Genomic DNA, 24,078 nt, shown 5'->3' with positions numbered 1-24,078 from the left:
CAGGCAGTCAGACATCTGGCAGGAAAGCGAGACCGTTATGGTAGAGATGACAAACAGGTCCGAAGCCGTTCCGGGTGAAAACGAACGGTTCGAAGAGCTTGGACGCGGCTGTTATGCCTATAGCGCGGATGGTTGTTCCAACACCGGTGTGGTTATCGGCGAAAAAGGTGTTCTGATTGTCGATGCCCAGGCAACGCCGGCCCTTGCGGAAAAGGTTCTGCAGAAGGTTCGCGAGCTCACGGACAAGCCGATCAAACAGGTCGTTCTGACGCACTTCCATTCAGACAACACACTTGGTGCCCTGGCATTCGAACCGGGCGAGGTCATTGCTTCCGATCTGACCAGGCGGATGATGGAAACGCGCGGCGTCGAGGAAATCCGTGTGGCCCGGGAGCGGGATGCGGCACTGTTCGCCGGACTACCCGGCAACACCGGTGTAAGCATGCCGTCCATGACCATTGCATCTTCAATGACCATCGACCTGGGCGGGCTGGACGTCCGGCTGATGCATCTGGGCCGCGCCCATACAATGGGCGATCTGGTCGTGTGGGTTCCGCAAAGTGGCGTGATCTTCGCGGGAGATCTGGTTCAGAAAGCCGCTGTTCCTTATTGCGGAGATGCCCATCTGGCCGACTGGCCGCGCGCGCTCGACCGCATCACGGCGTTCCGTCCGACTGCGCTGATGCCGGGACGCGGGAAATCCGCCATCGGTGCGCAAGCCGTGGCAACGGCTGTTGAAACCACCCGTGATTTCGTCGTCACCTTGCGGGACGCGGCAGCTGCATGTGTCGAGCAGAGCCTTGGTCTGAAGGATACTTTCCAGGCTGTTCGTGACGCACTTGCTGCCCGTTTCGGCTCGAAGGCCGACTTTGAATTTCATCTGCCCATAAGCGTTGCCCGGGCCTATGACGAAGCTCTTGGCCTCGACCAGCCCCAGATATGGACACGGGAACGGATTGCCGATCTTTACGATGCGCTGGACGGAACAGCCGGCCTGAGTGAGGGGACACCGGAGCAGGTTGCTGCGGAAATGGCTGTCGCCGATGCACCCGCAGCGGAAGTCTCGGAAGAGGCTTCGGCAAATGGCGGAGAAGCACAAGCATCCGATCTCGTCTCGGACAGCGATTTTGCTGCCTCGCTTGCACTCGGCTCTGAAGAGGAGCAGCCGGAAGGCGGCGAAGACATGGATCTATCGGCCGAAGACATAGTCGAGGACGAAAAGCCGTCAGATACGCCGGCTCCCGAAGATAAGGCGGCCGCGGACAAGGTTCTTGAAGACGCCCGCTAACATCGCGTCGAAAACCCGGTAACATGAAGTTATGAGGCGCGCGCCTGATGGGCGCGCGCTTTGTTTTTCGTCTGACGCTTGATCGCGCTTTCGTGATCCCCACATGTTGGGCGGTTGAAAATCTGGAGGATTTCTAATGCGTTTTCTGGTCGCCGCCGCTCTTGGCGCATCTTTGCTGCTGCAAGGCGTGGGCGCTGCTCTTGCGGCGGATGAGCCTGATCTGATCTTCAAGAAATCAACCGTCTGGAAGTTCCTGACGCCCGACCACAAGTTGGCGACCTACGCCATAGACGACCCGATTGTTGACGGTGTCTCCTGCCACTTCACCGTTCCGGAGAAAGGTGGCGTTTCCGGTTGGCTCGGCGTTGCGGAAGAAGTCTCTGACGTATCGTTGGCGTGCCGTCAGGTTGGCCCGGTCACCATCAAAGAGAACTTCGAACAGGGCGAGGAAATGTTCCGCCAGCGCCGCTCGTTCATGTTCAAGAAAATGCGGATCGTCCGTGGCTGCGATGCCAAGCGAAACGTTCTTGTCTATCTGGTCTATTCCGACAAGCTGATTGAAGGCAGTCCTAAAAACTCGACCTCAACCGTGCCGTTGATGCCCTGGGGAGATCAGCAGCCTCCGAAATGCGGTGATTTCGTCCAGGACTGAGGCCAACTGGTTTTTGTTGTTCGGGCGTCAGGCGGCCAAGGGAGCAGTGTGCATTTCCAGCACCTTTCTGTAGGCAGGTCTTTCCCGAACAGCCCTGCAAAGCTCACCGACGTGTGGATTGGCCTCAAACAAGGCCTGACGGTCCGCAGACCATTCGCTCAGCATCGCCAGATAGATGTCCAGTGCGGTGAAGCCACGTTCCAGGAAATAGGGACTGCCGGCAATAGCACCGTCCATGACAGCGAAAAACTCCGCTAGATGGCTTTCCGCACGCCGCCGGACACTCTCATTGGCCTCGGCATCGGTCGTGAATTGTTCGGGATGCCAGGCGCGCGAAAAAATCGGGTAACCGTTCGCGGCCATGGATGTCAGCCAGAACAGAAACTCCGGCCTGTCGGGATCGTCCGGCGCGGGGACAAGGTCGGAGCTTGCATGCGCTTCGCCGAGGACAAGCATTATTGCGGAACTTTCGCCAATGACCTTGCCATCCGGCAACCGGAGCGCTGGAATGCGCATGACGGGGTTTAGTGACCGGTACGCTTCCTGCCGATGATCGCCTGCCGTCATGTCAACATGAACAAGACAATGACTGACATCCAGTTCTTCAAGCATGACTTGTGGTGCGATGGCGCCGGACAAACGTTCCCAGAAGAGGGTGTAGGGAGCGAGCATGTTCACGCCCCTTTACAGTTTTCAGTGGTCGGATCGATTTCGCACGTCACTTCGGTGATGCTGTTGGCTGGAAAACCGCTGCGACGGGCGTGTTCAAGGATCGTGGTTTCGTCCTTTGCCAGATAAATGCAGAAGGTCTTGTCCCCGGCAACGTAGGAATGTTGCCACTGTATGAATGGCGCCAATTCTGCCAGTGCTTCATTGGATTTCCGTGAGGCTGCTGCGAGATCCTGGGTACTCATGTTGCCGGCACCGGGAATGTCGCGTTCGATAACGTACTTCTTCATCCTGGTAGTCCTTCCGTGGAAGATGGGGCGAAACTTTTTCTTCCCTCGTGACAATGTCAGTCGGATTACAGATGACAGGATCGCTCCGATTTTCCGTAAGGTCAGCTCATTTTGTCTCGCTACGTGAAAAGAAAATCTTTAGTACTAGGCGTATGAAAGTATCGCATTTGAACGCATTACGAGCTTTCGAGGCCGTGCTGAGGACAGGAACGTTCCGGGCCGCGGCGGAAGAACTTGGCGTCACAACAGCAGCGGTCGGCCAGCAGATCAGGGGACTTGAGGCCTATCTGGGCAGAACCTTGTTTTTGCGCAGTTCGACAGGGGCCAAGCCGACGGATGAAGCACTGCGCGTCAAGGATCGACTAACAGGCGGCTTTTCCATTCTCGATGATGTCTTGATGGAAATGAGACGAGTGCGCACAGCCAACCAGGTTTCTGTAACGCTTCCTGAATCCTTCGCCGAAAATTGGTTTACGCCGCGTATTTCGGATTTCTATCGTCTCAATCCTGCGGTTGATCTCAGGCTCAATGCATCAAACAAGCGGATCGATCTTGCTGCCGACGGCTTCGATTTCGCAATTCGCTACAGTCCGCCACCCGAGTCGGGACTGGATGCGATCGATCTCTTCGGCGACTATGTTGTCCCGGTTTGCACGCCGCAGTTCGCGGACCATTATGGTGTTTCGCAAGAGCTGAAAAGCCTGGCTAAAGTGCCTCTTGTGCATCTGGACAACAGGACACCTGATCCCAAATGGGCAAGCTGGCATGACTGGTCGCTAGCCTTCAGCGTCACTACGGGCAAAAAGGTTTCAGGGGTACGCTTTTCAAGGATCAGTTCGGGAATGCAAGCAGCCCTGTCCGGCCAGGGCCTTGTGCTTTGCGGTGTCACGGAAGCGTTTGACGCCCTGGTTGGCGGGCACTTGATAATGCCCTTTGGTCCCGCCAAACATGTTCAGACAGGCTATCGTTACCGGCTCCTGTCGATAAGTGGCCGTGTAATGCGGCCGCAGCAAAGGCGGTTCTGCGATTGGGCTATCGAGCGGGCAGCTGCGTTCCGGGAAGAAGTCAGAGATTTGCTGGAGCTGAAAGAAGCCTGACCTTGCGGATCAGTCCGCGTCCAGCGCTTCCAGCTGCTTTGGGCCGGGCAGTTCGGCATCCGCGCAAAAGTTCTTGTAAAGCACGGACATGATGTCCCTGACCGGTTCGCTTGCGAGCCGGTAATAGATGGTCGTGCCTTCGCGACGGGTCGAGACGAGACCCTGCGCACGCAGAAGGGCGAGTTGTTGCGAGACGGTCGGCATGCGCATGCCGGTTTTTTCCGCAAGTTCGCCAACACTGCGTTCGTTGTCGAGGACAAGACACATCAACAGCAATCGCGGCGCGGATGCCATCATCTTTAAGAATTCCGCCGCAGATTCTGCTTTATCTTCAAGTGCTTTGTAGTCCATGGGACAACCTTGCCAAACATCGGAGTAAACTGCAAGCAAAGAGGCTGGAATGTCCTGTGCGCGACCAATCTCAGACAAGATTCCCACTCTTTTCAAGTGGAAACAACTTTGAAGGTACACGCGCTTTCAGGTGAACGTTCACCGGTTCCCGCAATGCCTGCGAGCGCGCTTTTATATCCGACTGGCCACCGTGACAATGATATTCCCGTTGCCGCAGCCGGTGCCGGTGGTCAGGCACATGCCTTTTTGCTGGGCTTCCTGGCCAAACGCCTTGGTGCCGTCGGTGATTGCGATGATGGCTGCAAACGGGCCACCCAGGATGAGGGCCAGGAAGAAAATGACGAAGAGGCGGTTCAGCATGGGTAACTCCAGATGGCAATCCGTTTCGATTGACTGGAGATTAGTGGGGCCGGCTTGAACCCATGCTGAGTGCCGCATTCAGCTACCGTTCAGATATCTAAACGGAAGTAAAGTTTAATTAAAACAGTGTGTTATGCCTCTAGAGGTTCTCTGTCATTGCGCTGCGAAGCGCTTCCAGCAGCACCTTGTCGCGGTCGTAGATGTCTTTTCTGAAATGTGTTGATCCGTCCTTGTTCATCCACGCGGTCAGGTAGGTGAGGTGCACGTCGATTTCGACCTTGGTTTTGACGACCGTACGCTCGCCGCTGTCGCGAATGGCTTCCCATTTTCCCGGAGTGGTGTCGGAATCGACCAGAAGAACATCCGCCAGGGCAAAAGGATCCGATACGCGAATGCAGCCGTGGCTGAAGGCGCGCTCCGCTCTGGTGAACAGGGATTTCGACGGGGTGTCGTGAATGTAGATGTTGAACTGGTTTGGGAACATGAACTTGATGCGACCAAGCGCATTGTCCTCACCCGGGTCCTGGCGCAGCCGGAACGGGAAGTTGCCACCGGAATAGCTGTTCCAGGCAACCTGCGTCGGCGCGACCTCGTTGCCTTCCTGGAAGATCCGGATGCTCTTGCTGCTGAGCGCCGTGGGGTTCTGCTTGAGTTTCGGCAGATACTCCTTTGTCGCGATAGAGTAGGGCACGTTCCAGTAGGGGTTGATTTCCACATATTCCAGCCGGTCGGAAAACACTGGCGTTGCGTGGTAGGGCTTGCCCACCACGACCCGCGCCGTGTGAATGGTCTTTCCGTCCCGCACCACCTTCAGGTTCTGGTCTGCCAGATTGACGAAGACGTAGAACTGTCCCGGATCATCCGGCATCCAGCGCCGCCGCTCCATGTTGAGCTCCATCTGGATGAGCTTGTCCTGGATCGGAATGTTGAGCTGGGCAATTGTCGCCTTGCCGATGACACCGTCGGTTTCAAGGCCGTGGTACTCCTGGAACAGCTTGACGGCTTCCACCAGGGCGCCGTCATAGACATCACCGGTGTGATCTCCGGCAACGACAATGTCTTCTTCCATGAGCCGGGTTCGCAAAACCTCCAGGCGCGGATCGCTCATCCCCGGTTTCAGAACGTCACCATCCGGAACCTGGGTAAAGCCGCCGGCAGCGGCCTTCTCCCGGTATTGGGCAAGGCGCCGTTTCAGGCGGGCATAATTGTCGGTTTGGGGTGCGAGGCTTTCCAGAAAGGCCCCGAAGTCCACGGCCTGTTCGGCATTTTCAAAAAGCATTTTCGGATCAGGCCGATCCGGAAAGACGTTCAGCGCCTTGTTGACCTTGTTGGGTTGAACGCGGCCGGAGGAGAGGTGGGTCGCATAGCGCAGGAACTGCACGGACAGGTCCAGATCGAACTGGGCCCACTCCTGCTCGCTCTGGGAAGTTTCCGAACGCTTTATGAAGCCAAGGGGATCGTAATTGTTGGGATTGAGTGCGTGGTCGTTCGCCGCCGCCATGGCGGCAATGGTCAGATGAGCATCTTCCGTGAGGCCATTCTCGTTGAACCAGACCGGCGCGAACGCGCGTTCGCCATAATAGAGCGCAAGACCTTCGGGCAGGTTGGTAGAAACTTGCGCCTGAATGGCCCTGGCGATCGGCGTCTGCGGTTCCTTGAAAACAGGGGGCGGAACGACCTGGGTCTCGCTGGTCGCCGGTGCCGCGGTTTGTGCCTGGACAAATGGTGCCGCAAGTGGTCCGGACAAAAACGCCGCCAGCGCGAAAAGAAGACCAAGATGTTTGTTACGGCACGTGCAAAATATTCCCATCGGAAATACCCCCTCTGATTCCCAACGGGGAAAGTCTAGTGCATCTTGCGCATAATTGAACTGCGTTAAGCTTCCTTGCCAATGCAAAGCCGATCCCGTTTGTTGCCGCGACAGGAAAAGCGCGCGATCCGATATCGCCCGTGGGAGTGACGCGTTGCGGCCACAAGGCACGGAAATTGGCGTTTCGGCGGCAACTGCAGCCTTGACCGGGTTCTGTTTTCCGGTCCATAAAACGCTCCATGATGACGGCCACACGGAACATCATTTCGATCACCATTATTTGCAGCTAGCGACACCGCTGGCTGTGGCCGTTCCCTCTTGGCAAAATTTCCTTTGAGACGGACCGCCCGGCCAGCCGGCCAGGAGACCGTTTGACATGAGCGCCGCTGAGACAGAGAAATCCGGCACTTTCAAGGGCTTGAAGCTCACCAACACATTGACGCGCCAGAAGGAGGACTTCCGGGCGATCGATGACGGGAATGTGCGTCTCTACGTCTGCGGACCGACCGTCTATGACTTTGCCCACATCGGTAATGCGCGACCGGTCATCGTCTTCGACGTGCTCTTCCGGCTTCTGCGCCATCTTTATGGTGCCGACCACGTCACCTATGCGCGCAACATCACTGACGTTGACGACAAGATCAACGCACGCGCACTTCGTGACTTTCCCGATCTGCCGCTCAATGAAGCCATTGCCCGGGTGACACAGAAGACTGCGGACCAGTTCCATAAGGACATCAGGTCTCTGGGTGTGCTGGAGCCGAGCATCGAGCCTCGGGCGACACAGCATATCAGCGGCATGGTCGAGATGATCGCGGCGCTGATCGAAAAGGGACACGCCTATCAGGCGGGCGGTGAAGTTCTATTCGACACCCAGTCCATGCCCGACTACGGCGGCCTGTCAAAGCGGAAGCTGGACGAGCAGCTGGCCGGGGCTCGCATTGCGGTTGATGCCCACAAGAAGAATCCCGGCGATTTCGTGCTCTGGAAACTGTCTTCTGAAGAAGAGCCCGGCTGGGACAGCCCGTGGGGCAGGGGGCGTCCGGGCTGGCACATCGAGTGCTCTGTCATGAGTGCGCACCATCTGGGTGAAGTGTTCGACATTCACGGTGGCGGGCTGGACCTGATCTTCCCGCACCACGAAAACGAAATCGCCCAGTCCCGCTGCGCTCATGGCACCAAGGTCATGGCCAACTACTGGATGCACAACGGCTTCCTGCAGGTGGAAGGCCGGAAGATGTCCAAGTCCGAGGGCAATTTCTTCACCATTCAGGAGCTTCTGGAAACGGACAGTTTCGGCGGCCGCATGTGGCCGGGCGAAGTGCTGCGCCTTGCCATGTTGATGACCAACTATCGAGAGCCGATCGACTTCTCCAAACGCAAGCTCGAAGAAGCGGAAAACCTCCTGGCCCGTTGGCCGGATCCGGTCGAAACGGATGCGGCCCCTGCCGCCGAGGTGCTTGATGCCCTTTTGGACGACCTGAACACCGCAGGCGCCATTCAGGCGCTCCACGCGCTCGCTGTCGAGGCTTCCAAGGACCCTGCCAAGCTGGATGTTTACTCGGCATCCGCCGCGCTCCTCGGAGTTCATCCGGTCAAGGCGGATTTGTCTGGCGTTGATGAGGCCGGCATTCAGGCGGCCATCGAAAAACGTCTGGAGGCTCTCAATGCCAAGAACTGGTCGGAAGCCGACGCGATCCGCGATGAACTGACGTCTCAGGGAATTCTTCTAAAGGATTCAAAAGACTCAGAAACCGGTGCCCGCGTGACAACCTGGGAAGTCAAGCGGTGAGACGGAGCCAGGCGGAAAGACGGGATACCCCCCTCTGTCCCCTATGGGGACATCTCCCCCGCAAGGGGGGAGAGGGGCGTATGCCGCGCCGCCATGCATTTTTGAACCGGCTATGGCGCAAGACCGGAGTTCTGCTCAGGGAGGAGACCTCTCCAAAGCTGTATGAGTTTTCTCATATCAGCCCGCATGCTCCGGTCTCCCCCCTTGAGGGGGAGATGTCCGCGCAAGCGGACAGAGGGGGGTATACAGCTTGTGTAACAAACACTGGTTTCAGGCTATCGCTAAGAGGTCGCTACATGCTGCACCAGACTGTTCCCAAGCAACTCAGATACAACGCCAAACGCCTGCGCTCGCAAATGACGGACGCTGAAAAGAAGCTCTGGCAAGTGATCCGGGCGCATCGGTTGGAGGGGATTTCCTTTCGCAGGCAGATGCCGATCGAAGGGGGCATTGTCGATTTCGCGGCACCTGCTCATCGCTTGATCGTGGAACTGGACGGATCCCAGCACGCAGAACTGCAGGGCCAGGCGCGTGACATCGCGCGCGACCGCAAGCTTCAGGCTCTCGGCCGGACGACCTTGCCCTTCTGGAATGCGGAGGTGACGCACGACCTTGACGGTGTCTGCCGCAAGATCCTGAACGCTTGTGGCAAGGAGAGTTTCTGATGGGCGATAGTGTTCAAAAGCTGAGTGGCGGTTGCCAGTGCGGCGCGGTGCGTTATCAGGTGACGGGAGAGGTCGGTCATCCGCATCTGTGTCATTGCCGCATGTGCCAGAAGGCCTCGGGGAATTTCTTTCTGCCTTTGATCGGGGCTGCGAAGTCCGATTTTGTTTGGACCCGCGGTGAACCCTCCTGGTTCCACTCTTCCAAGCCTGTCCGCCGGGGGTTCTGTGGAACCTGCGGCACGCCTCTAGCCTTTGATACGATTGGCGACGACCACATTGCCCTTACCCATGGCAGCCTGGACGATGTCGCCGCGGTCACGCCGGTTGAACAATCCGGTGTCGAGGGGCGGGTGTCGTTCTACAGGCATCTTTTCGACCTGAACGAAACGCAGTCAAACCGGGATGACCTGCCAGGTGGGATCAATGATGTCACGGCAACCAACAATCAGCATCCCGATCATGACACGGATCATTGGGAAGTGAGGGGCGGATGACGGAGATCCATTCCGGCGGCTGTCAGTGCGGAGCCTTGCGGTTCAAGGTGGAAGGGCCATTGGGAGAGGCCTCCATCTGTCATTGCCGCATGTGCCAGAAGGCCTTTGGTGGCTTTTACGCGCCTCTGGTCAGTGTTCCCGAAACATCGAGGCTTGTCTGGACACGTGGATCTTTGAAGCACTTCCAGAGTTCCAATCACGCATCCCGGGGCTTTTGCGCCGATTGCGGTACACCGCTGACCTATGAAGCACCGGATGGCATTGCATTGGCCATCGGGACCTTTGACGATCCATCGCAAATCCCGCCCAGCATCCAGTTCGGCGTCGAGGCAAAGCTGCCTTATGCCGACAGCATGGCTCAAATTCCCGAAAGGGTGACGGAAGACGATATGGAGGCAGCGCCTTTTCTGGCGTCGCTCGTTTCGTTCCAGCACCCCGATCACGACACGGAAACCTGGCCACCGGTTCGCACCGGGGCAAATGACAACGAATAAAAGACAGCCCCGACGCTGCTCAGGATACGGATATGACCAAGGAACGGCTTTTTCTTTTTGACACGACATTGCGTGACGGCGCCCAGACCAGCGGGGTCGACTTCTCTGTCAACGAGAAGGTTGTGGTTGCCGAACTTCTGGAGCGGCTTGGCGTCGATTACATCGAAGGTGGCTATCCGGGTGCCAACCCGACCGACAGTGAATTCTTCAGTGAGAAGCGGACGCGCAAGGCAATTTTCACCGCATTCGGCATGACCAAGCGCGCAGGTCGGTCGGCCGCGAACGATCCGGGGCTTCAGGACGTGCTGTCCGCAAGTTCCGATGCCTGCTGCTTCGTGGCCAAGGCATGGGACTACCATGTCCGGGTCGCGCTTGGTTGCAGCAACGAGGAAAATCTCGATTCGATCTACGAGACCGTTACCGCAGCCGTCGCGGCCGGCAAGGAAGCGATGATCGACTGCGAGCATTTCTTCGATGGTTTCAAGGCCAATCCGGAATACGCACTCAATTGTGCCCGCACGGCATACCATGCAGGTGCTCGGTGGATCGTTCTGTGTGACACCAACGGCGGCACGCTGCCCGACGAGATCTTCGACATTGTCACCAAGTTGCAGGAGGTTGTTCCCGGAACGCATCTCGGCATCCACACCCACGACGACACCGGTCACGCGGTCGCCAACTCACTGGCGGCAGTAGATGCCGGCGTAAGGCAGATCCAGGGAACCTTGAACGGTCTGGGTGAGCGCTGCGGCAACGCCAACCTCATCACCCTGATCCCGACACTCAAGCTTAAACCGGCATTCTCGGATCGCTTCGAAATCGGTGTCAGCGACGCTCAGTTGAAGGAGATCACCTCAATCTCCCATGCGTTCGATGAAATCCTCAACCGGTCGCCGGACAGGCAGGCTCCCTACGTGGGCGAAACCGCCTTCGCCACAAAGGCCGGTATTCATGCCTCTGCGATCCTGAAGGATCCGCAGACCTATGAACACGTTACACCGGAAAGTGTCGGCAACCAGCGGCGGGTGCTGGTGTCCGACCAGGCCGGCAAGAGCAACCTTCTGGGAGAGCTGGCCCGGGTAGGCATCGAAGTCGACAAGTCAGACCCGCGTCTTGACCTACTGTTGGCGAAGGTCAAGGAACGGGAAGCCGAAGGCTATGCCTACGAGGCTGCCGACGCGTCGTTCGAACTGCTCGCGCGCCGGGAACTGGGCGAGGTGCCGCGTTACTTCGCAGTTGAATCCTTCCGCGTGATGGTGGAACGCCGGTTTAACGCAATCGGTGATCTGGTCACGGTTTCGGAAGCCGTGGTGAAGGTCGATATCGACGGCGAAACCCGAATGTCGGTTGCTGAAGGCAACGGCCCGGTCAACGCGCTGGACATGGCACTGCGAAAGGATCTGGGCAAATACCAGTCTGCCATCGACGGCCTGGAACTGATTGACTATAAGGTGCGCATCCTCAATGGTGGCACGGGCGCTGTCACGCGCGTTCTGATCGAAAGCCAGGACACGGTCACGCACCGGCGCTGGTTCACGATCGGGGTATCCTCCAACATCGTCGACGCCTCTTTCCAAGCCTTGGTCGACTCCATTACATTCGCGCTGATGAAAGCCAACGTGGCCTGATCCTGGTCACGCGCCTTTCGGGCGCCAGAAAGGCAATGCCATGTCGCAGACGGTGACCAGCACCGAAGCGAATGCCGAATTCCGTCAGGGCCTTCTGTTTGGCTTGGCGGCATACGGCATGTGGGGCTTCCTCCCGGCCTATTACAAACTGACCGATACCGTGCCAGCAGATCTTGTGGTGTCTCACCGGATCCTCTGGTCGGTGCTGTTTGTCGGTCTGTTTCTCTATTCGCGCGGCCGCTGGCAGGAAGTGCGCGAGGTATTCCGCCAGCCGAAAGTGCTCATGGGGCTGACGGCGTCTGCCACTTTCATTGCCGTCAACTGGCTGACCTTCGTCTGGGCAATTTCCAACAATCACGTGCTCGATATTTCGCTCGGCTATTTCATCAATCCGCTGGTCAGCATTCTGGTTGGCCTGTTCGTGTTGAGGGAAAAGCTGACGACCTGGCAGGGGATTTCTGTCGGCGTTGCCGCCATTGCGGTGGTTCTGCAGGCGATCCTGGCAGGCGGTTTGCCGTGGGTCTCTCTGGTGCTGGCGTTTTCCTTCGCAGGCTACGGCTACGTGCGCAAGGTGACGCCCGTGAAGGCAACGCCGGGACTGTTCGTGGAAACGCTTGTGCTGTTTCCGCTTGCCGCCGGCTACATGCTGTTGAGCCTCAGCTGGGGTGTCGACGCAATGGTCTTGAACGATCCGCCGGTTCTGCTCGCCCTCGTGGGGACGGGCATTGTCACGGCCTTGCCCCTGATCTGTTTTTCCTCAGCCGCTCGGCGGCTGCCGCTCTTCATGCTGGGGCTAATGCAGTACATGGCACCGTCCATGCACTTCCTGATGGCGATTTATATCTGGGGCGAACCGCTGGACCCGACCAAACTGATGACGTTCGGCATGATCTGGGCTGCGCTGGTGGTGTTTACCTACGACAGCTGGCGGCGCTACCGGAGCTGAAGCTGGGCGATTGCAGTCGGAACACTGTGGAAGATGCGGTCAGTCAGAAGAAACCAGCTGGCCCCGGCCACTGCGTTTGGCCGCATAAAGCCTGTGGTCGGCGGTCTTCAGGGCATCGCCGAACCTGCCGCTTTCGAGCGGGGCGACGCCGACGCTTGTCTTCATCAGATGTTCCTCGCCGTCGTGACGCACGGGCGAGGCCAGAACGTTGTCCAGAAGGTTTTGCAGCCCATCGACAACCTCGGCTTCTTCCTTGTCCCGGAACACGATGCAGAACTCGTCGCCGCCGAGCCGCGAGACGATATCGTCTTCCTTTGCGAGCTTCATCATGTGGCGGGCAAAACTGATCAGAACCGCGTCGCCGAAATCGTGGCCGAGTGAATCGTTGATTGCCTTGAAGGAGTCCAGGTCGAGGAGCGCGAGCCAGTGCGCACGACCTTCGGATACCGGCCAGGTCGCGATTGCCTTGGTGGCCTGTTCCAGAAGGTAACGGCGGTTGTAGAGACCCGTAAGGGAGTCCCGCATCGCCATGTTGTTGAGTTCCTCGATCCGGTAGATGTAATCGAGGTTCTGCGACACGCGCAGCAGCAGCTCTTCCGGAGGGCAGTTCTTGTCGACGAAATCCGCTGCACCGTATTTCAGGAACCGCACCCGGTTGTCCGGATTGGCGTAGGACGACATGCCGATGACGCCGACTTTCTCCGGGTCATGCACTCTGCGTACGGCTTTCAGAAAGGCAAAGCCGTCCTTGTCCGGCATGAAATAGTCCGCCAGGACAAGTTTGATGTCCTTGTAATCCTTCAGGGTCTGGAGGGCTTCGTCCGTAGAGCTGGCCTGATAGATCTTGTAAAGGTGCTTGCCGACGATCTTGGAGATCACGTCCCGCTCCACCGCGGAATCGTCCAGAATGAGAATGCCGATCTTGGGGTTCTGCGCCAGTTTCCGGATCAGGTCCGCAACATAGTTCAGGCTGCCGGGAGAATCCTTCAGGACGTAGTCAATAACGCCTTTTTCCAGGAACTTGCTTCGGGTTTTCGGGTCGAAGCGGCTGGTGAAAACGATCGTGGGGATATTCCACTTCTCGCAAAGATCGACGATTTCGCCGTCGGGGGCGTCTGGAAGCGTCAGGTCGACAAGAGCAAGATCGGGTTCACCGATCGGCAGATTAAGGCAGTTCTCGGCCTCTTCGTAGCTACGTGCCACCATGATCTGGTGTCGTCCGACCTCATGCAGTTTCTTGACGATTGCCTTCTCGAAAAACGCCGCATCTTCAACAAGAAGGGTAGTTTGCATTTAGTGGCCTGTTCTTCCTGCGTTTCGTGCGACGGTACTATTCAACTCCTCAGACTGCAAATCGATTTGGTTCCAATATTCACAGTCATGGGAACGTATTCCCAACCTCTATACACAGTAGAGTTTTAGAGATCTGTTACCGAGGCGCATGCTTCTTGTGCCGGCAGGGGCTCACCGTTGATCGCGCGGCGCAGCATGGGCAGGATGTCGTCCACGGATCGGGCAACAAGATAAGGAACTTCAGTGTCCGGACGGATGTATCCCTGTGCCCGCATATGATCCAGAAGTTCAAGCAAAGGCGACCAGAAGCCGTTGAGGTTGGCCAGTGCCACCGGCTTGCGGTGTTGTCCGAGTTGGGCCCAGGTCATCATTTCGACGGCTTCTTCCAGGGTGCCGATACCGCCGGGCAACGCGATGAAGGCGTCGGCTTTCTCGAACATCAGGTGTTTGCGCTCGTGCATGTCCTGTGTGACGATCAGGTCTTCGAGGGTGTCCAGCATCACCTCGCGTTTTTCCAGGAAACGGGGAATGATTCCCGTCACCTTGCCGCCGGCTTCAAGGGCGGCATTGGCCACGGTTCCCATCAGACCGACAGAGCCGCCGCCGTAGACAAGTCGAAGGCCAGCCTCGGCAATTAGCTGGCCCAGACGGGTGGCGGATGCCTCGTGCGCAGGGTCCGAACCGAAGCTGGACCCGCAGTAAACACAGACGCTTGTAAGCTGATTTTGAGAAACCGTATTCATGACGCAAAGATGTGGCATTCAGATTGCCACAAGGTCAAGCATTCTGTTTGAAAGGCCTTGGTTCTGAACCGGGTTTTCTTGCCGCGCCCGGAAAAGACGGCTATGCATGAAACATGATCTGAAGAAGAGCCGACGGCAAAGGAAACATGGCCATCAAGGTCAGGAGTTCGGCTGAGACAGGCAGCACCCGAAAGGGCGCAAACAGGGGAACGGATTTGGAAAGCGCCGCATCGCCTGGCTGCTTTCCCGGCAGGACACACAATGAATAACAAGACACTCATCTGGACTTTGATCGTAGCCGTGCCTGTTGGCCTGGCCGCTCTCGTGACGGGCTACATCTATCGCGATACGGGGCGTCTACCTTTTCAGAGCGGTCCCGAAGTTGCCGCCACGCCATCGGTCTCCGGCGATGCTGCCACGACCGAACAGGCTGCAGGCTCTGATACAGGCACAAAGACGCAATCCGCGGAAACAGATAAGGCTGATGCGTCAGATGAGGCTACAGCCGCAAAAACGGCAAGCGCTGGCCCGAGTTTCGACGTTGTCGGCGTTGAGCCGACCGGTGAAACGGTTGTTGCGGGCCGGTCTGTCGCAGGTGCTATCGTTGCCTTGACTGCCAACGGCAAGGTTGTCGGCAAGAGCATTGCCAATGAGGTCGGTGAATGGACCATTATTCTGGATGAGCCGTTGAAGCCTGGCGACTACGACGTTGGCCTGGAAGTTCATGACGACACCGGCAAGGCGATTGCCACCTCCGAAGAACGGCTTGCCGTTTCATTGCCGGAAGGCGGCAAGGAACAACCCCTTGTGGTTCTGAACACGCCTGACGGTCCGTCGGACGTCTTGCAAAAGCCTGAGGCCGAGCAGCAGGTGGCTTCCATCACTTCAACTGGCGAAGGTTCGCAAACCGCTGCGACAACCAATCCTGCAGAAGGCGCCGCCGCCGAGGCCTCCAGCTCGACGTCCGCAACTGAAACTGCTTCTGCGGAAACCGCCGCAGGGACCTCTGCAAGCCAGCAGGCGGCTTCGCAGGAGACGAGCGAACAGCCCGCGGGTGCCTCTGAGCAGACCGCAGTTGCATCTGCCGACACGACTTCGTCTGGAACAGGCACCGCAGAGCCGGAAACGGCCGGCAATGGGTCCGCCGTTTCCACGGTTGAAGCATCGGGACAAGGGGCTTTTGAAGAAACCGAAGTCGCTTCGACGTCATCAGTGGCAGCGCCGGCAGCTGTAACGACACAGGACAGTGGCGCAGACATTGCGCAGGCTGGCCAGAATGAACCGGCTGATGTTCCCGCAGCAGCACCGGATGCGCCGACGGTGACCGTGGAAGCCGTGGAATCCGAAAAGGACAAGGTCTTTGTCGCCGGTACCGGCGAACCTGGGTCATCGGTCCGTGTCTACGTCGGCGACGAGTTTCAGGGCGAGGCCAGGGTCGGTTCGGGCGGGAAGTGGCTGATTGAAGGCGGCAAGAATATTTCTGAAGGAAATGTCGAGGTTCGCGCCGATTTGATCGGTGAGGATGGCAGCTCGGTCGACGCTCGTGCAGCCGTTACTTTTGAAAAGGAACAGGACAAGCAGATTGTGCTGACAAAGGTCGTCGCAAGCGGTGAAGGGGCAGGAGCCGATGGCCAGGGCGCGGAAGTGAAAAAATCTCTTCCCGTCGTGATCATCCGCAAGGGTGATAACCTGTGGCGTATTTCCCGGCGTCTTTATGGAGAGGGTGTTCGCTATACGACGATCTACAAGGCCAACCAGCAACAGATCCGCAATCCCGACCTGATTTACCCGGGGCAAGTGTTCCTGACACCAGAAGGCGATCTGAGCTGGCCGAAACCAGACGAAAACAACGGCTGAAGTGACGCCAGACCCTGCCGGCACATCGGCCCTGTCGGCACCTCTGAAAGCGGCCAGGGGTTTATGGAAAGTCTCGGCTGTTGGCGCTGTTTAACTCTGTCTGTTACGCCTTGGTTGAACGTCAAAAATGAAGGCAGGGGATCGGAATGATCCTCTGCCTTTTTGCGTCAGCCCCTTGTTTTTTTGATGATTCATCGCATATCAACGATGAAACAAACAATCGTGAATGAGGAAACCGCCCCATGAGCGGGACGGATCTGCCGGCCGGTGGAAATTGCATGACCTCGAAGGAAGGTCTGGCAAGTTGCGAGGAACTCGCGGCTATCTTCCGTGCACTTGGACATCCGGCCCGGCTGGCAATCATCAAGCAGCTCGCAAGCCGTCAGGGCGCCTGCTGCGGTGAGATCGTCAGTCACCTGCCGTTGGCTCAGTCGACCGTGTCTCAGCATTTGCAGGTTTTGAAGGACGCCGGGCTCTTGTGCTGCGACACGCGGGGCAGGAATTGCCACTACGCGCTCAATTGGCAAGTGCTCAGTCTGGCAGAGTGCCGGACCAAGGACTTCTGGGAGCGCCTGAACGCGGCGCAGCCGGACCAGTCAGGACAGTCGGCCGGTGCGCAAGTGGTTTCCTCTTCAGACTAACCCAAGTGGCCGCCTTCCGCGGCCTGGAGATTTTGTGTGACCGATCAGACAGCGACCCCGCCGCAAAAGCCTTCGGCTGCGGCTGCCGGCAGCCATTCCGCTCAAGCGCACATCCGCAAGCCTGTCAACGCAGACGAAGGCAGCACCTTCACGACGCTGGCCAATCTGTGGCCCTACATCTGGCCGTCCAATCGGCCGGATCTCAAGCAGCGCGTTCTTCTGGCTATCTTCACCTTGGTCATCGCCAAGATCGTGACGGTCCTGTCGCCGTATTTCTTTGCCTGGGCGACGGATGCACTGACGGGTGAAGGCTCCAACCTGCCTGCTTTCCTGGTCGCTCCGGTCATGCTGGTGCTCGCCTACAATGCAGCCCGCGTATTGGCCGTGGCTTTCAATCAGCTGCGCGACGCGCTGTTCGCCCGGGTCGGCCAGCATGCTGTTCGCCAGCTCGCAATCCTGACATTCCGCCACCTGCACCAGCTTTCCCTGCGTTTCCACCTTGCCCGGCGGACGGGTGGGCTCAGCCGGGTGATTGAGCGCGGGGTGAAGGGCATAGAGGCGATTGTCCGTTTCACCATCTTGAACGGCATTCCGACGGTTCTGGAATTTGCCATCATGGCAGCCGTGATCTGGTACCAGTTCGGTTTCCTTTATGTTGTCATTGTCGCGGTGATGATCGTTGCCTACGTCTGGTTCACCATCAAGACCTCGAACTGGCGGATCGGCATTCGCCGCGAAATGAACGACAGCGACACGGATGCCAACTCCAAGGCCATCGACAGTCTGCTCAACTTCGAAACGGTCAAGTATTTCGGCAACGAAAACATGGAAGCTGCGCGCTTCGATGTCTCCATGGCGAAATATGAGAGCGCTGCGACGAAAACCTGGACATCCCTTTCCTGGCTCAACTTCGGTCAGGCGGTAATCCTGGGCATTGGCATGGCGGCCTGCATGGGGCTGTCTGCGCAGGCCGTTCTGGCGGGCGAACAGAACATCGGCGACTTTGTCCTGATCAACGCGCTGCTGATGCAGATTTCCATTCCGCTCAACTTCATCGGCTTCCTCTACCGGGAAATTCGTCAGGGTCTTGCGGATATCGAGTCCATGTTCGACCTGCTGATGGTTCCCGCCGAAATCGAGGACAAGCCCGACGCCAGCCCGTTGAAGGCTGTCGAAGGAAAGATTGCGTTCAAGGACGTCCGCTTTCACTACGATCCCGACCGGCCGATCCTCAAGGGGATCGACTTTGAGGTTCCAGCAGGCAAGACCGTCGCCATCGTCGGTCCCTCCGGTGCGGGCAAATCGACGATCTCCCGTCTCCTGTTCCGGTTTTACGACGTCACCGACGGTTCAGTCGAGATCGATGGCCAGGATGTCCGAAACGTGACGCAGGAAAGCGTGCGTCAGGCCATCGGCATGGTTCCGCAGGATACGGTGCTCTTCAACGATACCATTGCCTACAACATTCGCTATGGCCGCCCGGACGCCAGCGACGAGGAAGTGCGGGAGGCTGCGCGCATGGCACAGATCCACGACTTCATCGAAAGGCTACCTCAGGGCTATGACGCGGAAGTCGGCGAGCGCGGATTGAAACTGTCGGGCGGTGAAAAGCAGCGTGTTGCGATTGCCCGCACCATCCTGAAATCGCCGCCGATCCTCATCCTCGATGAGGCGACGTCGGCGCTTGATACGCATACCGAACGCGAGATCCAGTCGGCGTTGGATGAAGTTTCGCAGGATCGGACGACGTTGGTGATTGCCCACCGCCTGTCGACCGTCGTCAATGCGGACCAGATCATCGTTCTGGAAGGCGGCGAGATTGCCGAGCGTGGCACCCACCAGGAGCTTCTGGCCGGAGACGGTCTTTACGCCTCCATGTGGGCTCGCCAGCGCGAAGCGGACGAGGCCGAGGAACGGCTGCGTGCCGCGCGGGAAAATGACGATCTTGGTATCGTCACACGTGGTCAGAGGGCTGATTACGTACCGGCGAAATAGGTCTCGACAGCTATTCCTGATCATCCGGTATGGCCAAGCTTTGGCCGGGAGAGGGGATGCTCCTTTTCCCGGCATGACGCTGACCCTTGTATGAGAGATCTGGGCTCACTGATCCCGGATCTCCACCACCGGTCTTCCTGCAAGACAAAGAGGCAGAAACTTGCCGGAGGTCAGGCCGCACGAATTGTGTGCGGTGCCTGGTCATTGTCGCAGGCCACATGGCCTGTTGTCGGCAGATTGTTGTTTTGGGCAGCTGCACCCCTTTTGAACAACAGTCTTGAGAGTGCCTTGGCAAGGCGGCGCAGTTCCTGGTGGCGGGCAGCGCGGGCGCGGGCTTCGTAGTCGTCTCCTGTATGTGTCATGGTGCTCTCCATCGCTTGGGATGAGCATTTGTCTCATATTGCGTTCCTTCGAAGAATGAGGCTAGTGTAGAATTAATTCTTCGAAAGAATGGAATAATGAGACTGGAAGACCTGCAGTTTTTTGTCCGCATTGCGGAATTGGGCAGCATGGCTGCAGCCGGCCGGGAAATCGGCTTGTCGCCTTCAGCTGCCAGCACGCGGTTGACCGGACTTGAGAAGTCCTTTGGATCCCAGCTTTTTGCCCGCACCACCAGACGCACGATGTTGACGGAAGCCGGTCGTGTTTTGCTGCAACACGCGCGCACCGCAGTTGGTGAGATCGAACAGGCCCGCTCGATCCTGGAAGCCTCCACAGAAGCGCCGCGCGGCTCGCTTCGGTTTTCCTGCAACACATTCTTCGGGAGAAAGCACATTCTGCCGTATCTGGTGGAGTTCCGCGAACTCTACCCGGATATCAGGCTGGAAATGGACTTTTCCGACAGGATCGTGGATGTGATCGAGGAAGGCTATGACATGGCGGTGAGGGGAGCGCCACTGACCGATTCCTCTCTTCTGGCCCGCAAGCTGGGCGGCAATCCAAGAGCCCTGTGTGCATCACCGGCCTACCTGGCTCGCAAGGGCGTGCCGCACACACCGGAAGACCTTGCCAACCACGACTGCATCGCCATGGCCTCCATGCCGTTCTGGTATTTCAACGGGCCGGAGGGAGAGGTCGCCTTCGAAATCCAGAAGCCGGTCATCAAGGGCGATAGCGGCGACCTGACTTACGACGCCGCACTTCACGGCCTTGGCCTCAGCCTGAAGTCACTGGCACATGTCTGGGAAGACCTTCGTGACGGGCGTCTGGTCGCCGTCATGGAAGACTATACGATTGCCCGCACCGGGGCGATCTGGGCCGTTTATCCGCCAAGTCAGTTCGTTCCGCCCAAGGTGACAGCCTTTGTCGATTTCCTGATTTCAAAGTACGGTCGACCGCCCTACTGGGAGAGCGACTATCGGACGGCTTCCACAGGCTCAAGCGGGTCGTAAACCGTGTGATTTTCATGAAAAGCAGGTTCTCTTTGCCTTGAAAAGCCACTAGAAGCGGGGCAGAAGCTAAAGCGCAACGGGTGCGTTCAGTCCCGGGCCGGGAATACGCCTGCCGCCGGGCAGCAATGGAAAGCGAAGAAAAGAAGATGTCGATAGTCGATTCCGTCTCCAAGGCCATGGTGCCGATCCATCGTGAAGGCTGGCCCTTCATCGCGATTGCTCTGGTGGCGACCCTCGTTATCGGCTGGTTCATCGATCCGCTGTTCTGGATCGGCCTCTTCCTCACAGGGTGGGTCTGTTATTTCTTCCGCGATCCCAAGCGTGTGACGCCTGTCGGCGAAGGGCTGGTGATTTCCCCGGCAGATGGTGTCGTCAGCCTTGTTGGCCTGGCACGTCCACCTGCAGAGCTGGAACTCGGCTCTGAACCGCTGATGCGGGTCTCCATCTTCATGAACGTGTTCAACTGCCATGTGAACCGGGCGCCTGTCGGCGGGCGCATAGAGCGCGTCGCCTACCGTGCCGGCAAGTTTCTGAACGCGGAACTGGACAAGGCCAGTGAAGACAACGAGCGCAACGGACTGGTCATCGATACCGGCAACGGCCGGATCGGTGTCGTGCAGATTGCCGGTCTTGTTGCCCGCCGTATTGTCTGCTTTGTTCGTGAAGGTGAAAATCTTTCTGCTGGCGAGCGCTTTGGTCTGATCCGTTTCGGGTCGCGTCTCGATGTCTATTTTCCGGTTGGAACCCAGCCAAAGGTTTCCCTCGGCCAGACCATGATTGCCGGCGAGACCGTGCTGGCCGATCTGTCGGCACCGCAAAGCCCGGCTCAGTCCCTGACCCGTGTAAGCTGAGGCCGACGTGAACGAGACACCCGACCAAGGACCGGCCGACACCCGCAGGACACCGCGCTTCCGGCGCGTACCTTTGCGCCTGATCATTCCGAACATGGTGACGTTGCTGGCGCTGTGCTCCGGTTTGACGGCTGTGCGCATGGCCTTCGAGGGTCGCTGGGAATTCGCGGTCGGTGCCGTTCTCGTGGCAGCCGTGCTGGACGGGCTCGATGGCCGTGTCGCCCGCATGATGAAGGGAACGTCGCGTTTTGGCGCGGAACTGGATTCCCTCTCGGATTTCGTCAATTTCGGCGTCACGCCGGCCTTGATGCTCTATCTCTGGATCCTCAAGGATGCAGGCAACATGGGGTGGATCGCAGGCCTTATCTTCGCGATCTCCGCCGCACTCCGTCTGGCGCGTTTCAATGTGGCCCTGGACGATCCGAACAAGCCTGCCTGGGCGTCACGTTTCTTTACGGGCGTGCCTGCGCCGGCCGGAGCGTTGACCGTGCTCCTGCCGCTTTATCTCGATTTTCTCGGCCTGTTTCCGCACTGGTTCGCAGATTCAGCTTTTGTTGCAGCCTACACAATCGGAATTGCCTTCCTGCTGATCAGCCGTTTGCCGACCTATTCCGGCAAGACACTGGGCACGAGGGTGCGCCGTGATTTTGTCTTGCCGTTGTTCCTGGTTGCGGTTCTGGTGGTGGCGCTGACCGTTTCCTATCCTTTCCGGATGTTGGCGGGAGGAGCGGTCCTTTACCTGCTGACCATTCCGTTTGCCTGGCGTGCGCACAGGAAGCTGGTGCTCGCAGACGCCTCGCTGGGCCTCGATGACGACGGTGACGAATGCGATACAGATCTCGACAATATCGCGGACAGGGACAAGGACCACGGCGGCTGACGCGAGACTGATCGCAAATCGGGTTTCAGCAGGCGATTTTCTGGTTCAATTAGGCCTCCTCGACAAATGAGGAGCCTTCTCATGCTTGATGGAAAGACAATTCTGATTACCGGTGCCAGCAGTGGCATCGGAGCGGCTGCCGCACGCCTTTTGGCCGACACCGGTGCGAACCTGATGCTGGCTGCCCGACGGCAAGACCGACTGAAAGAGCTGCGGGCATCATTGCCCCATGCCTCCAATCGGATCGCACTGTTCGTTGGTGATGTCTGCGATACCACATTTTCCGAAGCTTCCGTGAAAGCGACGCTCGACGCCTTCGGTGGCCTCGACGGTGCCTTCAATAATGCAGGTACGCTTGGAGAGATGGGGCCGGTGCCGGACATGAGCATGGAAACCTGGAACCATGTTGTCGCCACCAATCTCTACAGCGCCTTTCTGGCCGCCAAATACCAGATCCCGGCCATGCGTGAGCGGGGAGGCGGGTCGATTGTGTTCACCTCGTCGTTCGTTGGCCATACCATCGGTTTTCCGGGCATGGCCGCCTATGCGGCTGCAAAGGCGGGGCTTGTCGGCCTGACACAGGTTCTGGCAGTGGAACACGGACCGGAAAACATCCGGGTGAATGCGCTTCTTCCTGGTGGCACGAAGACCGAGATGGGGGGCGATGACCCGGCATTCCGCGAGTATATCGCCGGCCTCCACGCGTTGAAGCGGATGGCCGAACCCGAAGAGATCGCCAAGGCGGCTGCGTTTCTGCTGTCCGACGCCAGTTCTTTCGTTACCGGTTCCGCCATGCTCTGTGATGGCGGGAACTCCATCTCCAAGGGATGAGCCAGCACTGGAACGGTTCTGGCGAAGACCCGAACCGTTCCTTTTGGGCTGAAAGGCTCATATGGCTCAGTGATAGGGTGCCTGTGGGGGCTGCGAATTTATTTCGGGTGAATTCTTATGAATTTCTGTTCCGTGACGGCCTTGCCCCACTGGTCGCCGACATATTCCTCCGCAAGGGTGAACCCGTTTCTCTCGTAGAGCACACGTGCGGCTTCAAGCCCCTTGAGCGTCCAGAGGTGGATTTCATCGAACCCAAGCGCATCCGAGTGTTCCAGGGCTTTCTGGAGCAGCACTTTTCCCAGTCCTTTGCCTCGCAGGCGTTCGGACAGAATGAACCAGCGCAAATGTGCGATGTTGTTGCCAAGGTCTTCGCCATCGATGGTGATCGATCCGATAACGGCTCCGTTTTCGAGCACGCTCCAGCTGTTGTTCATCGGTTTGCCGATGCGCGGCATGAATTCGGCCATGGCGCTTGAGACCACACTTTCAAATGTTGGCCCCATACCGACGATGTGGCCGTGTGTGCGGGCATGCATTCCGGCAATGTCGCCGATCATCCCGGTTTGATAACCTTCAGCGACCGTGAATTGTGGCTGGTAATCTGCCGGCGTTTCCGGAGGCATGGCGAGCGCTTCCGCATAGGCGGACATGGCATCGCAAATCTCTTGTGCCTTGTCCCCGTTGATCCGATTGAGCGCCCGCCGGGCAAGGGCGTCGCCAAAATTGTCGATCTTCGCAAAGGTGGCCTTTCCGGTTTCGGTCAAAGTCAGTCCGAATGATCGGCCATCGCTGTCAGACCGGGTTTGCGTGATTTCCCCGCGGGCCTCGAGTGACTTCAGCAAACGGCTGATGGTCGATTTCTCGAGCTTTAGTCTCGTCGAGATTTCCTTGGCCGTTATGCCGGGGTTCAAGCCGATTTCCATCATTGCATGGACACCTGAACCGGACAGATCCGTACCGGCGATGGTCTTGTCCAGAAAGCCGAATTCCCGGACCAGTTGGCGGGAGGCTGCTCGGATATCGTTGACGAGGGAGGGGGGATGCTGAGACATGCAAAAAC

Annotated in this window: 25 protein-coding genes; 16 read left to right on the top strand and 9 right to left on the bottom strand. The window is 58.1% G+C overall.

The features are described 5' to 3' along the window. Positions 1 to 37 precede the first annotated feature (37 nt). Both FIV05_RS23350 and FIV05_RS23345 read left to right on the top strand, forming a co-directional pair. Positions 38 to 1,288 (top strand): MBL fold metallo-hydrolase, encoded by a 1,251-nt coding sequence (locus tag FIV05_RS23350; RefSeq protein WP_209009766.1) that lies wholly within the window; start codon positions 38 to 40, stop codon positions 1,286 to 1,288. 136 nt (positions 1,289 to 1,424) lie between these two features. Continuing rightward, entirely contained in the window at positions 1,425 to 1,940 is a 516-nt protein-coding gene (locus FIV05_RS23345; protein ID WP_023003912.1) for a CreA family protein, read from the top strand. Positions 1,941 to 1,967: 27 nt separating this feature from the next. Here the strand turns inward: FIV05_RS23345 and FIV05_RS23340 are convergent, their stop codons facing one another. Both FIV05_RS23340 and FIV05_RS23335 read right to left on the bottom strand, forming a co-directional pair. Further along, complete coding sequence (locus FIV05_RS23340) at positions 1,968 to 2,612, bottom strand: glutathione S-transferase family protein (RefSeq protein ID WP_152511150.1); 645 nt, start codon at positions 2,610 to 2,612, stop codon at positions 1,968 to 1,970. 2 nt (positions 2,613 to 2,614) lie between these two features. Continuing rightward, positions 2,615 to 2,899 (bottom strand): DUF4242 domain-containing protein, encoded by a 285-nt coding sequence (locus tag FIV05_RS23335; RefSeq protein WP_152511149.1) that lies wholly within the window; start codon positions 2,897 to 2,899, stop codon positions 2,615 to 2,617. 71 nt (positions 2,900 to 2,970) lie between these two features. Between FIV05_RS23335 and FIV05_RS23330 the strand changes: the two genes are divergently transcribed. Further along, positions 2,971 to 3,996, top strand: coding sequence for a LysR substrate-binding domain-containing protein (locus tag FIV05_RS23330; protein WP_173013921.1), 1,026 nt, complete (start codon positions 2,971 to 2,973; stop codon positions 3,994 to 3,996). A 9-nt stretch (positions 3,997 to 4,005) separates the two neighbouring features. Here the strand turns inward: FIV05_RS23330 and FIV05_RS23325 are convergent, their stop codons facing one another. The 3 genes from FIV05_RS23325 to FIV05_RS23315 all read right to left on the bottom strand — a co-directional run bounded on the left by FIV05_RS23325 (position 4,006) and on the right by FIV05_RS23315 (position 6,454). Beyond that, positions 4,006 to 4,293, bottom strand: a complete 288-nt coding sequence (locus FIV05_RS23325) for a metalloregulator ArsR/SmtB family transcription factor (RefSeq protein WP_353622180.1) — start codon at positions 4,291 to 4,293, stop codon at positions 4,006 to 4,008. A 225-nt stretch (positions 4,294 to 4,518) separates the two neighbouring features. Next, entirely contained in the window at positions 4,519 to 4,707 is a 189-nt protein-coding gene (locus FIV05_RS23320) for a hypothetical protein (protein WP_023003917.1), read from the bottom strand. A 139-nt stretch (positions 4,708 to 4,846) separates the two neighbouring features. Further along, positions 4,847 to 6,454 carry a L,D-transpeptidase family protein gene (locus tag FIV05_RS23315; RefSeq protein ID WP_152511147.1) on the bottom strand — a complete coding sequence of 536 codons (1,608 nt, stop codon included), beginning with the start codon at positions 6,452 to 6,454 and terminating at the stop codon, positions 4,847 to 4,849. Between the two features lie 439 nt (positions 6,455 to 6,893). On the opposite strand from FIV05_RS23315, the gene cysS reads away from it, so the two are divergent. The 6 genes from cysS (at position 6,894) to rarD (ending at position 12,536) form a co-directional block, all read left to right on the top strand. After that, the gene (cysS, locus tag FIV05_RS23310) at positions 6,894 to 8,309 is read left to right on the top strand and encodes a cysteine--tRNA ligase (RefSeq protein ID WP_152511146.1); all 1,416 of its coding nucleotides are present in this window, start codon (positions 6,894 to 6,896) and stop codon (positions 8,307 to 8,309) included. A gap of 296 nt (positions 8,310 to 8,605) precedes the next feature. Then, complete coding sequence (locus FIV05_RS23305; protein ID WP_152511145.1) at positions 8,606 to 8,974, top strand: DUF559 domain-containing protein; 369 nt, start codon at positions 8,606 to 8,608, stop codon at positions 8,972 to 8,974. Further along, positions 8,974 to 9,468 (top strand): GFA family protein, encoded by a 495-nt coding sequence (locus tag FIV05_RS23300; protein ID WP_152511144.1) that lies wholly within the window; start codon positions 8,974 to 8,976, stop codon positions 9,466 to 9,468. Before FIV05_RS23305 ends, FIV05_RS23300 begins: the two co-directional genes overlap by 1 nt. Beyond that, positions 9,465 to 9,962, top strand: a complete 498-nt coding sequence (locus FIV05_RS23295; RefSeq protein WP_152511143.1) for a GFA family protein — start codon at positions 9,465 to 9,467, stop codon at positions 9,960 to 9,962. Before FIV05_RS23300 ends, FIV05_RS23295 begins: the two co-directional genes overlap by 4 nt. 32 nt (positions 9,963 to 9,994) lie before the next feature. Continuing rightward, positions 9,995 to 11,590, top strand: coding sequence for a citramalate synthase (cimA, locus tag FIV05_RS23290; RefSeq protein ID WP_152511142.1), 1,596 nt, complete (start codon positions 9,995 to 9,997; stop codon positions 11,588 to 11,590). 40 nt (positions 11,591 to 11,630) lie between these two features. Further along, positions 11,631 to 12,536: an EamA family transporter RarD gene (gene rarD, locus FIV05_RS23285; RefSeq protein WP_055653595.1), complete on the top strand. Its 906-nt coding sequence runs from the start codon at positions 11,631 to 11,633 to the stop codon at positions 12,534 to 12,536. 39 nt (positions 12,537 to 12,575) lie between these two features. Here rarD and FIV05_RS23280 read toward each other — a convergent pair whose 3' ends face one another. Both FIV05_RS23280 and FIV05_RS23275 read right to left on the bottom strand, forming a co-directional pair. Continuing rightward, the gene (locus FIV05_RS23280; protein ID WP_055653596.1) at positions 12,576 to 13,829 is read right to left on the bottom strand and encodes a diguanylate cyclase; all 1,254 of its coding nucleotides are present in this window, start codon (positions 13,827 to 13,829) and stop codon (positions 12,576 to 12,578) included. 125 nt (positions 13,830 to 13,954) lie between these two features. Continuing rightward, complete coding sequence (locus tag FIV05_RS23275; protein WP_031270713.1) at positions 13,955 to 14,572, bottom strand: TIGR00730 family Rossman fold protein; 618 nt, start codon at positions 14,570 to 14,572, stop codon at positions 13,955 to 13,957. Between the two features lie 261 nt (positions 14,573 to 14,833). Between FIV05_RS23275 and FIV05_RS23270 the strand changes: the two genes are divergently transcribed. From FIV05_RS23270 to FIV05_RS23260, 3 genes are all read left to right on the top strand, one after another. Next, positions 14,834 to 16,429 carry a LysM peptidoglycan-binding domain-containing protein gene (locus tag FIV05_RS23270; RefSeq protein ID WP_152511141.1) on the top strand — a complete coding sequence of 532 codons (1,596 nt, stop codon included), beginning with the start codon at positions 14,834 to 14,836 and terminating at the stop codon, positions 16,427 to 16,429. A gap of 242 nt (positions 16,430 to 16,671) precedes the next feature. Beyond that, a complete protein-coding gene (locus tag FIV05_RS23265; RefSeq protein WP_152511140.1) occupies positions 16,672 to 17,070 on the top strand; it encodes a metalloregulator ArsR/SmtB family transcription factor in 399 nt (132 codons plus the stop codon). 111 nt (positions 17,071 to 17,181) lie between these two features. After that, the gene (locus FIV05_RS23260) at positions 17,182 to 19,065 is read left to right on the top strand and encodes an ABC transporter ATP-binding protein/permease (protein ID WP_152512053.1); all 1,884 of its coding nucleotides are present in this window, start codon (positions 17,182 to 17,184) and stop codon (positions 19,063 to 19,065) included. A gap of 170 nt (positions 19,066 to 19,235) precedes the next feature. Here FIV05_RS23260 and FIV05_RS23255 read toward each other — a convergent pair whose 3' ends face one another. Beyond that, a complete protein-coding gene (locus FIV05_RS23255) occupies positions 19,236 to 19,427 on the bottom strand; it encodes a hypothetical protein (protein WP_152511139.1) in 192 nt (63 codons plus the stop codon). 96 nt (positions 19,428 to 19,523) lie between these two features. Here FIV05_RS23255 and FIV05_RS23250 point away from each other — a divergent pair, with 96 nt between their 5' ends. The 4 genes from FIV05_RS23250 (at position 19,524) to FIV05_RS23235 (ending at position 23,018) form a co-directional block, all read left to right on the top strand. Next, the gene (locus FIV05_RS23250; protein WP_023003933.1) at positions 19,524 to 20,456 is read left to right on the top strand and encodes a LysR family transcriptional regulator; all 933 of its coding nucleotides are present in this window, start codon (positions 19,524 to 19,526) and stop codon (positions 20,454 to 20,456) included. A 146-nt stretch (positions 20,457 to 20,602) separates the two neighbouring features. Further along, positions 20,603 to 21,307 (top strand): phosphatidylserine decarboxylase, encoded by a 705-nt coding sequence (locus FIV05_RS23245; RefSeq protein WP_286202224.1) that lies wholly within the window; start codon positions 20,603 to 20,605, stop codon positions 21,305 to 21,307. 94 nt (positions 21,308 to 21,401) lie between these two features. Further along, complete coding sequence (locus FIV05_RS23240) at positions 21,402 to 22,187, top strand: phosphatidylcholine/phosphatidylserine synthase (protein WP_152512051.1); 786 nt, start codon at positions 21,402 to 21,404, stop codon at positions 22,185 to 22,187. 81 nt (positions 22,188 to 22,268) lie between these two features. Continuing rightward, a complete protein-coding gene (locus FIV05_RS23235; RefSeq protein WP_152511138.1) occupies positions 22,269 to 23,018 on the top strand; it encodes an SDR family oxidoreductase in 750 nt (249 codons plus the stop codon). 98 nt (positions 23,019 to 23,116) lie between these two features. Here FIV05_RS23235 and FIV05_RS23230 read toward each other — a convergent pair whose 3' ends face one another. Beyond that, on the bottom strand, positions 23,117 to 24,070 hold the full coding sequence (locus tag FIV05_RS23230; protein WP_152511137.1) for a helix-turn-helix domain-containing GNAT family N-acetyltransferase: 954 nt from the start codon (positions 24,068 to 24,070) through the stop codon (positions 23,117 to 23,119). Positions 24,071 to 24,078: the final 8 nt, after the last annotated feature.

Source organism: Labrenzia sp. THAF191a (assembly GCF_009363335.1).
GTDB lineage: Bacteria > Pseudomonadota > Alphaproteobacteria > Rhizobiales > Stappiaceae > Roseibium > Roseibium algicola.
The sequence above is the reverse complement of the archived record's forward strand: the minus strand, read 5'-3'. Positions and strand labels throughout refer to the sequence as shown.

Excerpts from the sequence above, each read along its gene's own strand:
- cimA (WP_152511142.1), top strand. The coding sequence starts at position 9,995 with ATGACCAAGGAACGGCTTTTTCTTTTTGACACGACATTGCGTGACGGC.
- FIV05_RS23335 (WP_152511149.1), bottom strand. The coding sequence starts at position 2,899 with ATGAAGAAGTACGTTATCGAACGCGACATTCCCGGTGCCGGCAACATG.
- FIV05_RS23245 (WP_286202224.1), top strand. The coding sequence starts at position 20,603 with ATGTCGATAGTCGATTCCGTCTCCAAGGCCATGGTGCCGATCCATCGT.
- FIV05_RS23350 (WP_209009766.1), top strand. The coding sequence starts at position 38 with ATGGTAGAGATGACAAACAGGTCCGAAGCCGTTCCGGGTGAAAACGAA.
- FIV05_RS23230 (WP_152511137.1), bottom strand. The coding sequence starts at position 24,070 with ATGTCTCAGCATCCCCCCTCCCTCGTCAACGATATCCGAGCAGCCTCC.
- FIV05_RS23300 (WP_152511144.1), top strand. The coding sequence starts at position 8,974 with ATGGGCGATAGTGTTCAAAAGCTGAGTGGCGGTTGCCAGTGCGGCGCG.
- cysS (WP_152511146.1), top strand. The coding sequence starts at position 6,894 with ATGAGCGCCGCTGAGACAGAGAAATCCGGCACTTTCAAGGGCTTGAAG.
- FIV05_RS23250 (WP_023003933.1), top strand. The coding sequence starts at position 19,524 with ATGAGACTGGAAGACCTGCAGTTTTTTGTCCGCATTGCGGAATTGGGC.
- FIV05_RS23270 (WP_152511141.1), top strand. The coding sequence starts at position 14,834 with ATGAATAACAAGACACTCATCTGGACTTTGATCGTAGCCGTGCCTGTT.
- FIV05_RS23265 (WP_152511140.1), top strand. The coding sequence starts at position 16,672 with ATGAGCGGGACGGATCTGCCGGCCGGTGGAAATTGCATGACCTCGAAG.
- FIV05_RS23330 (WP_173013921.1), top strand. The coding sequence starts at position 2,971 with ATGACAGGATCGCTCCGATTTTCCGTAAGGTCAGCTCATTTTGTCTCG.
- FIV05_RS23255 (WP_152511139.1), bottom strand. The coding sequence starts at position 19,427 with ATGACACATACAGGAGACGACTACGAAGCCCGCGCCCGCGCTGCCCGC.
- FIV05_RS23275 (WP_031270713.1), bottom strand. The coding sequence starts at position 14,572 with ATGAATACGGTTTCTCAAAATCAGCTTACAAGCGTCTGTGTTTACTGC.
- FIV05_RS23320 (WP_023003917.1), bottom strand. The coding sequence starts at position 4,707 with ATGCTGAACCGCCTCTTCGTCATTTTCTTCCTGGCCCTCATCCTGGGT.
- FIV05_RS23240 (WP_152512051.1), top strand. The coding sequence starts at position 21,402 with ATGGTGACGTTGCTGGCGCTGTGCTCCGGTTTGACGGCTGTGCGCATG.
- FIV05_RS23295 (WP_152511143.1), top strand. The coding sequence starts at position 9,465 with ATGACGGAGATCCATTCCGGCGGCTGTCAGTGCGGAGCCTTGCGGTTC.
- FIV05_RS23340 (WP_152511150.1), bottom strand. The coding sequence starts at position 2,612 with ATGCTCGCTCCCTACACCCTCTTCTGGGAACGTTTGTCCGGCGCCATC.
- FIV05_RS23235 (WP_152511138.1), top strand. The coding sequence starts at position 22,269 with ATGCTTGATGGAAAGACAATTCTGATTACCGGTGCCAGCAGTGGCATC.
- FIV05_RS23305 (WP_152511145.1), top strand. The coding sequence starts at position 8,606 with ATGCTGCACCAGACTGTTCCCAAGCAACTCAGATACAACGCCAAACGC.
- FIV05_RS23325 (WP_353622180.1), bottom strand. The coding sequence starts at position 4,293 with ATGATGGCATCCGCGCCGCGATTGCTGTTGATGTGTCTTGTCCTCGAC.
- FIV05_RS23345 (WP_023003912.1), top strand. The coding sequence starts at position 1,425 with ATGCGTTTTCTGGTCGCCGCCGCTCTTGGCGCATCTTTGCTGCTGCAA.
- FIV05_RS23280 (WP_055653596.1), bottom strand. The coding sequence starts at position 13,829 with ATGCAAACTACCCTTCTTGTTGAAGATGCGGCGTTTTTCGAGAAGGCA.
- rarD (WP_055653595.1), top strand. The coding sequence starts at position 11,631 with ATGTCGCAGACGGTGACCAGCACCGAAGCGAATGCCGAATTCCGTCAG.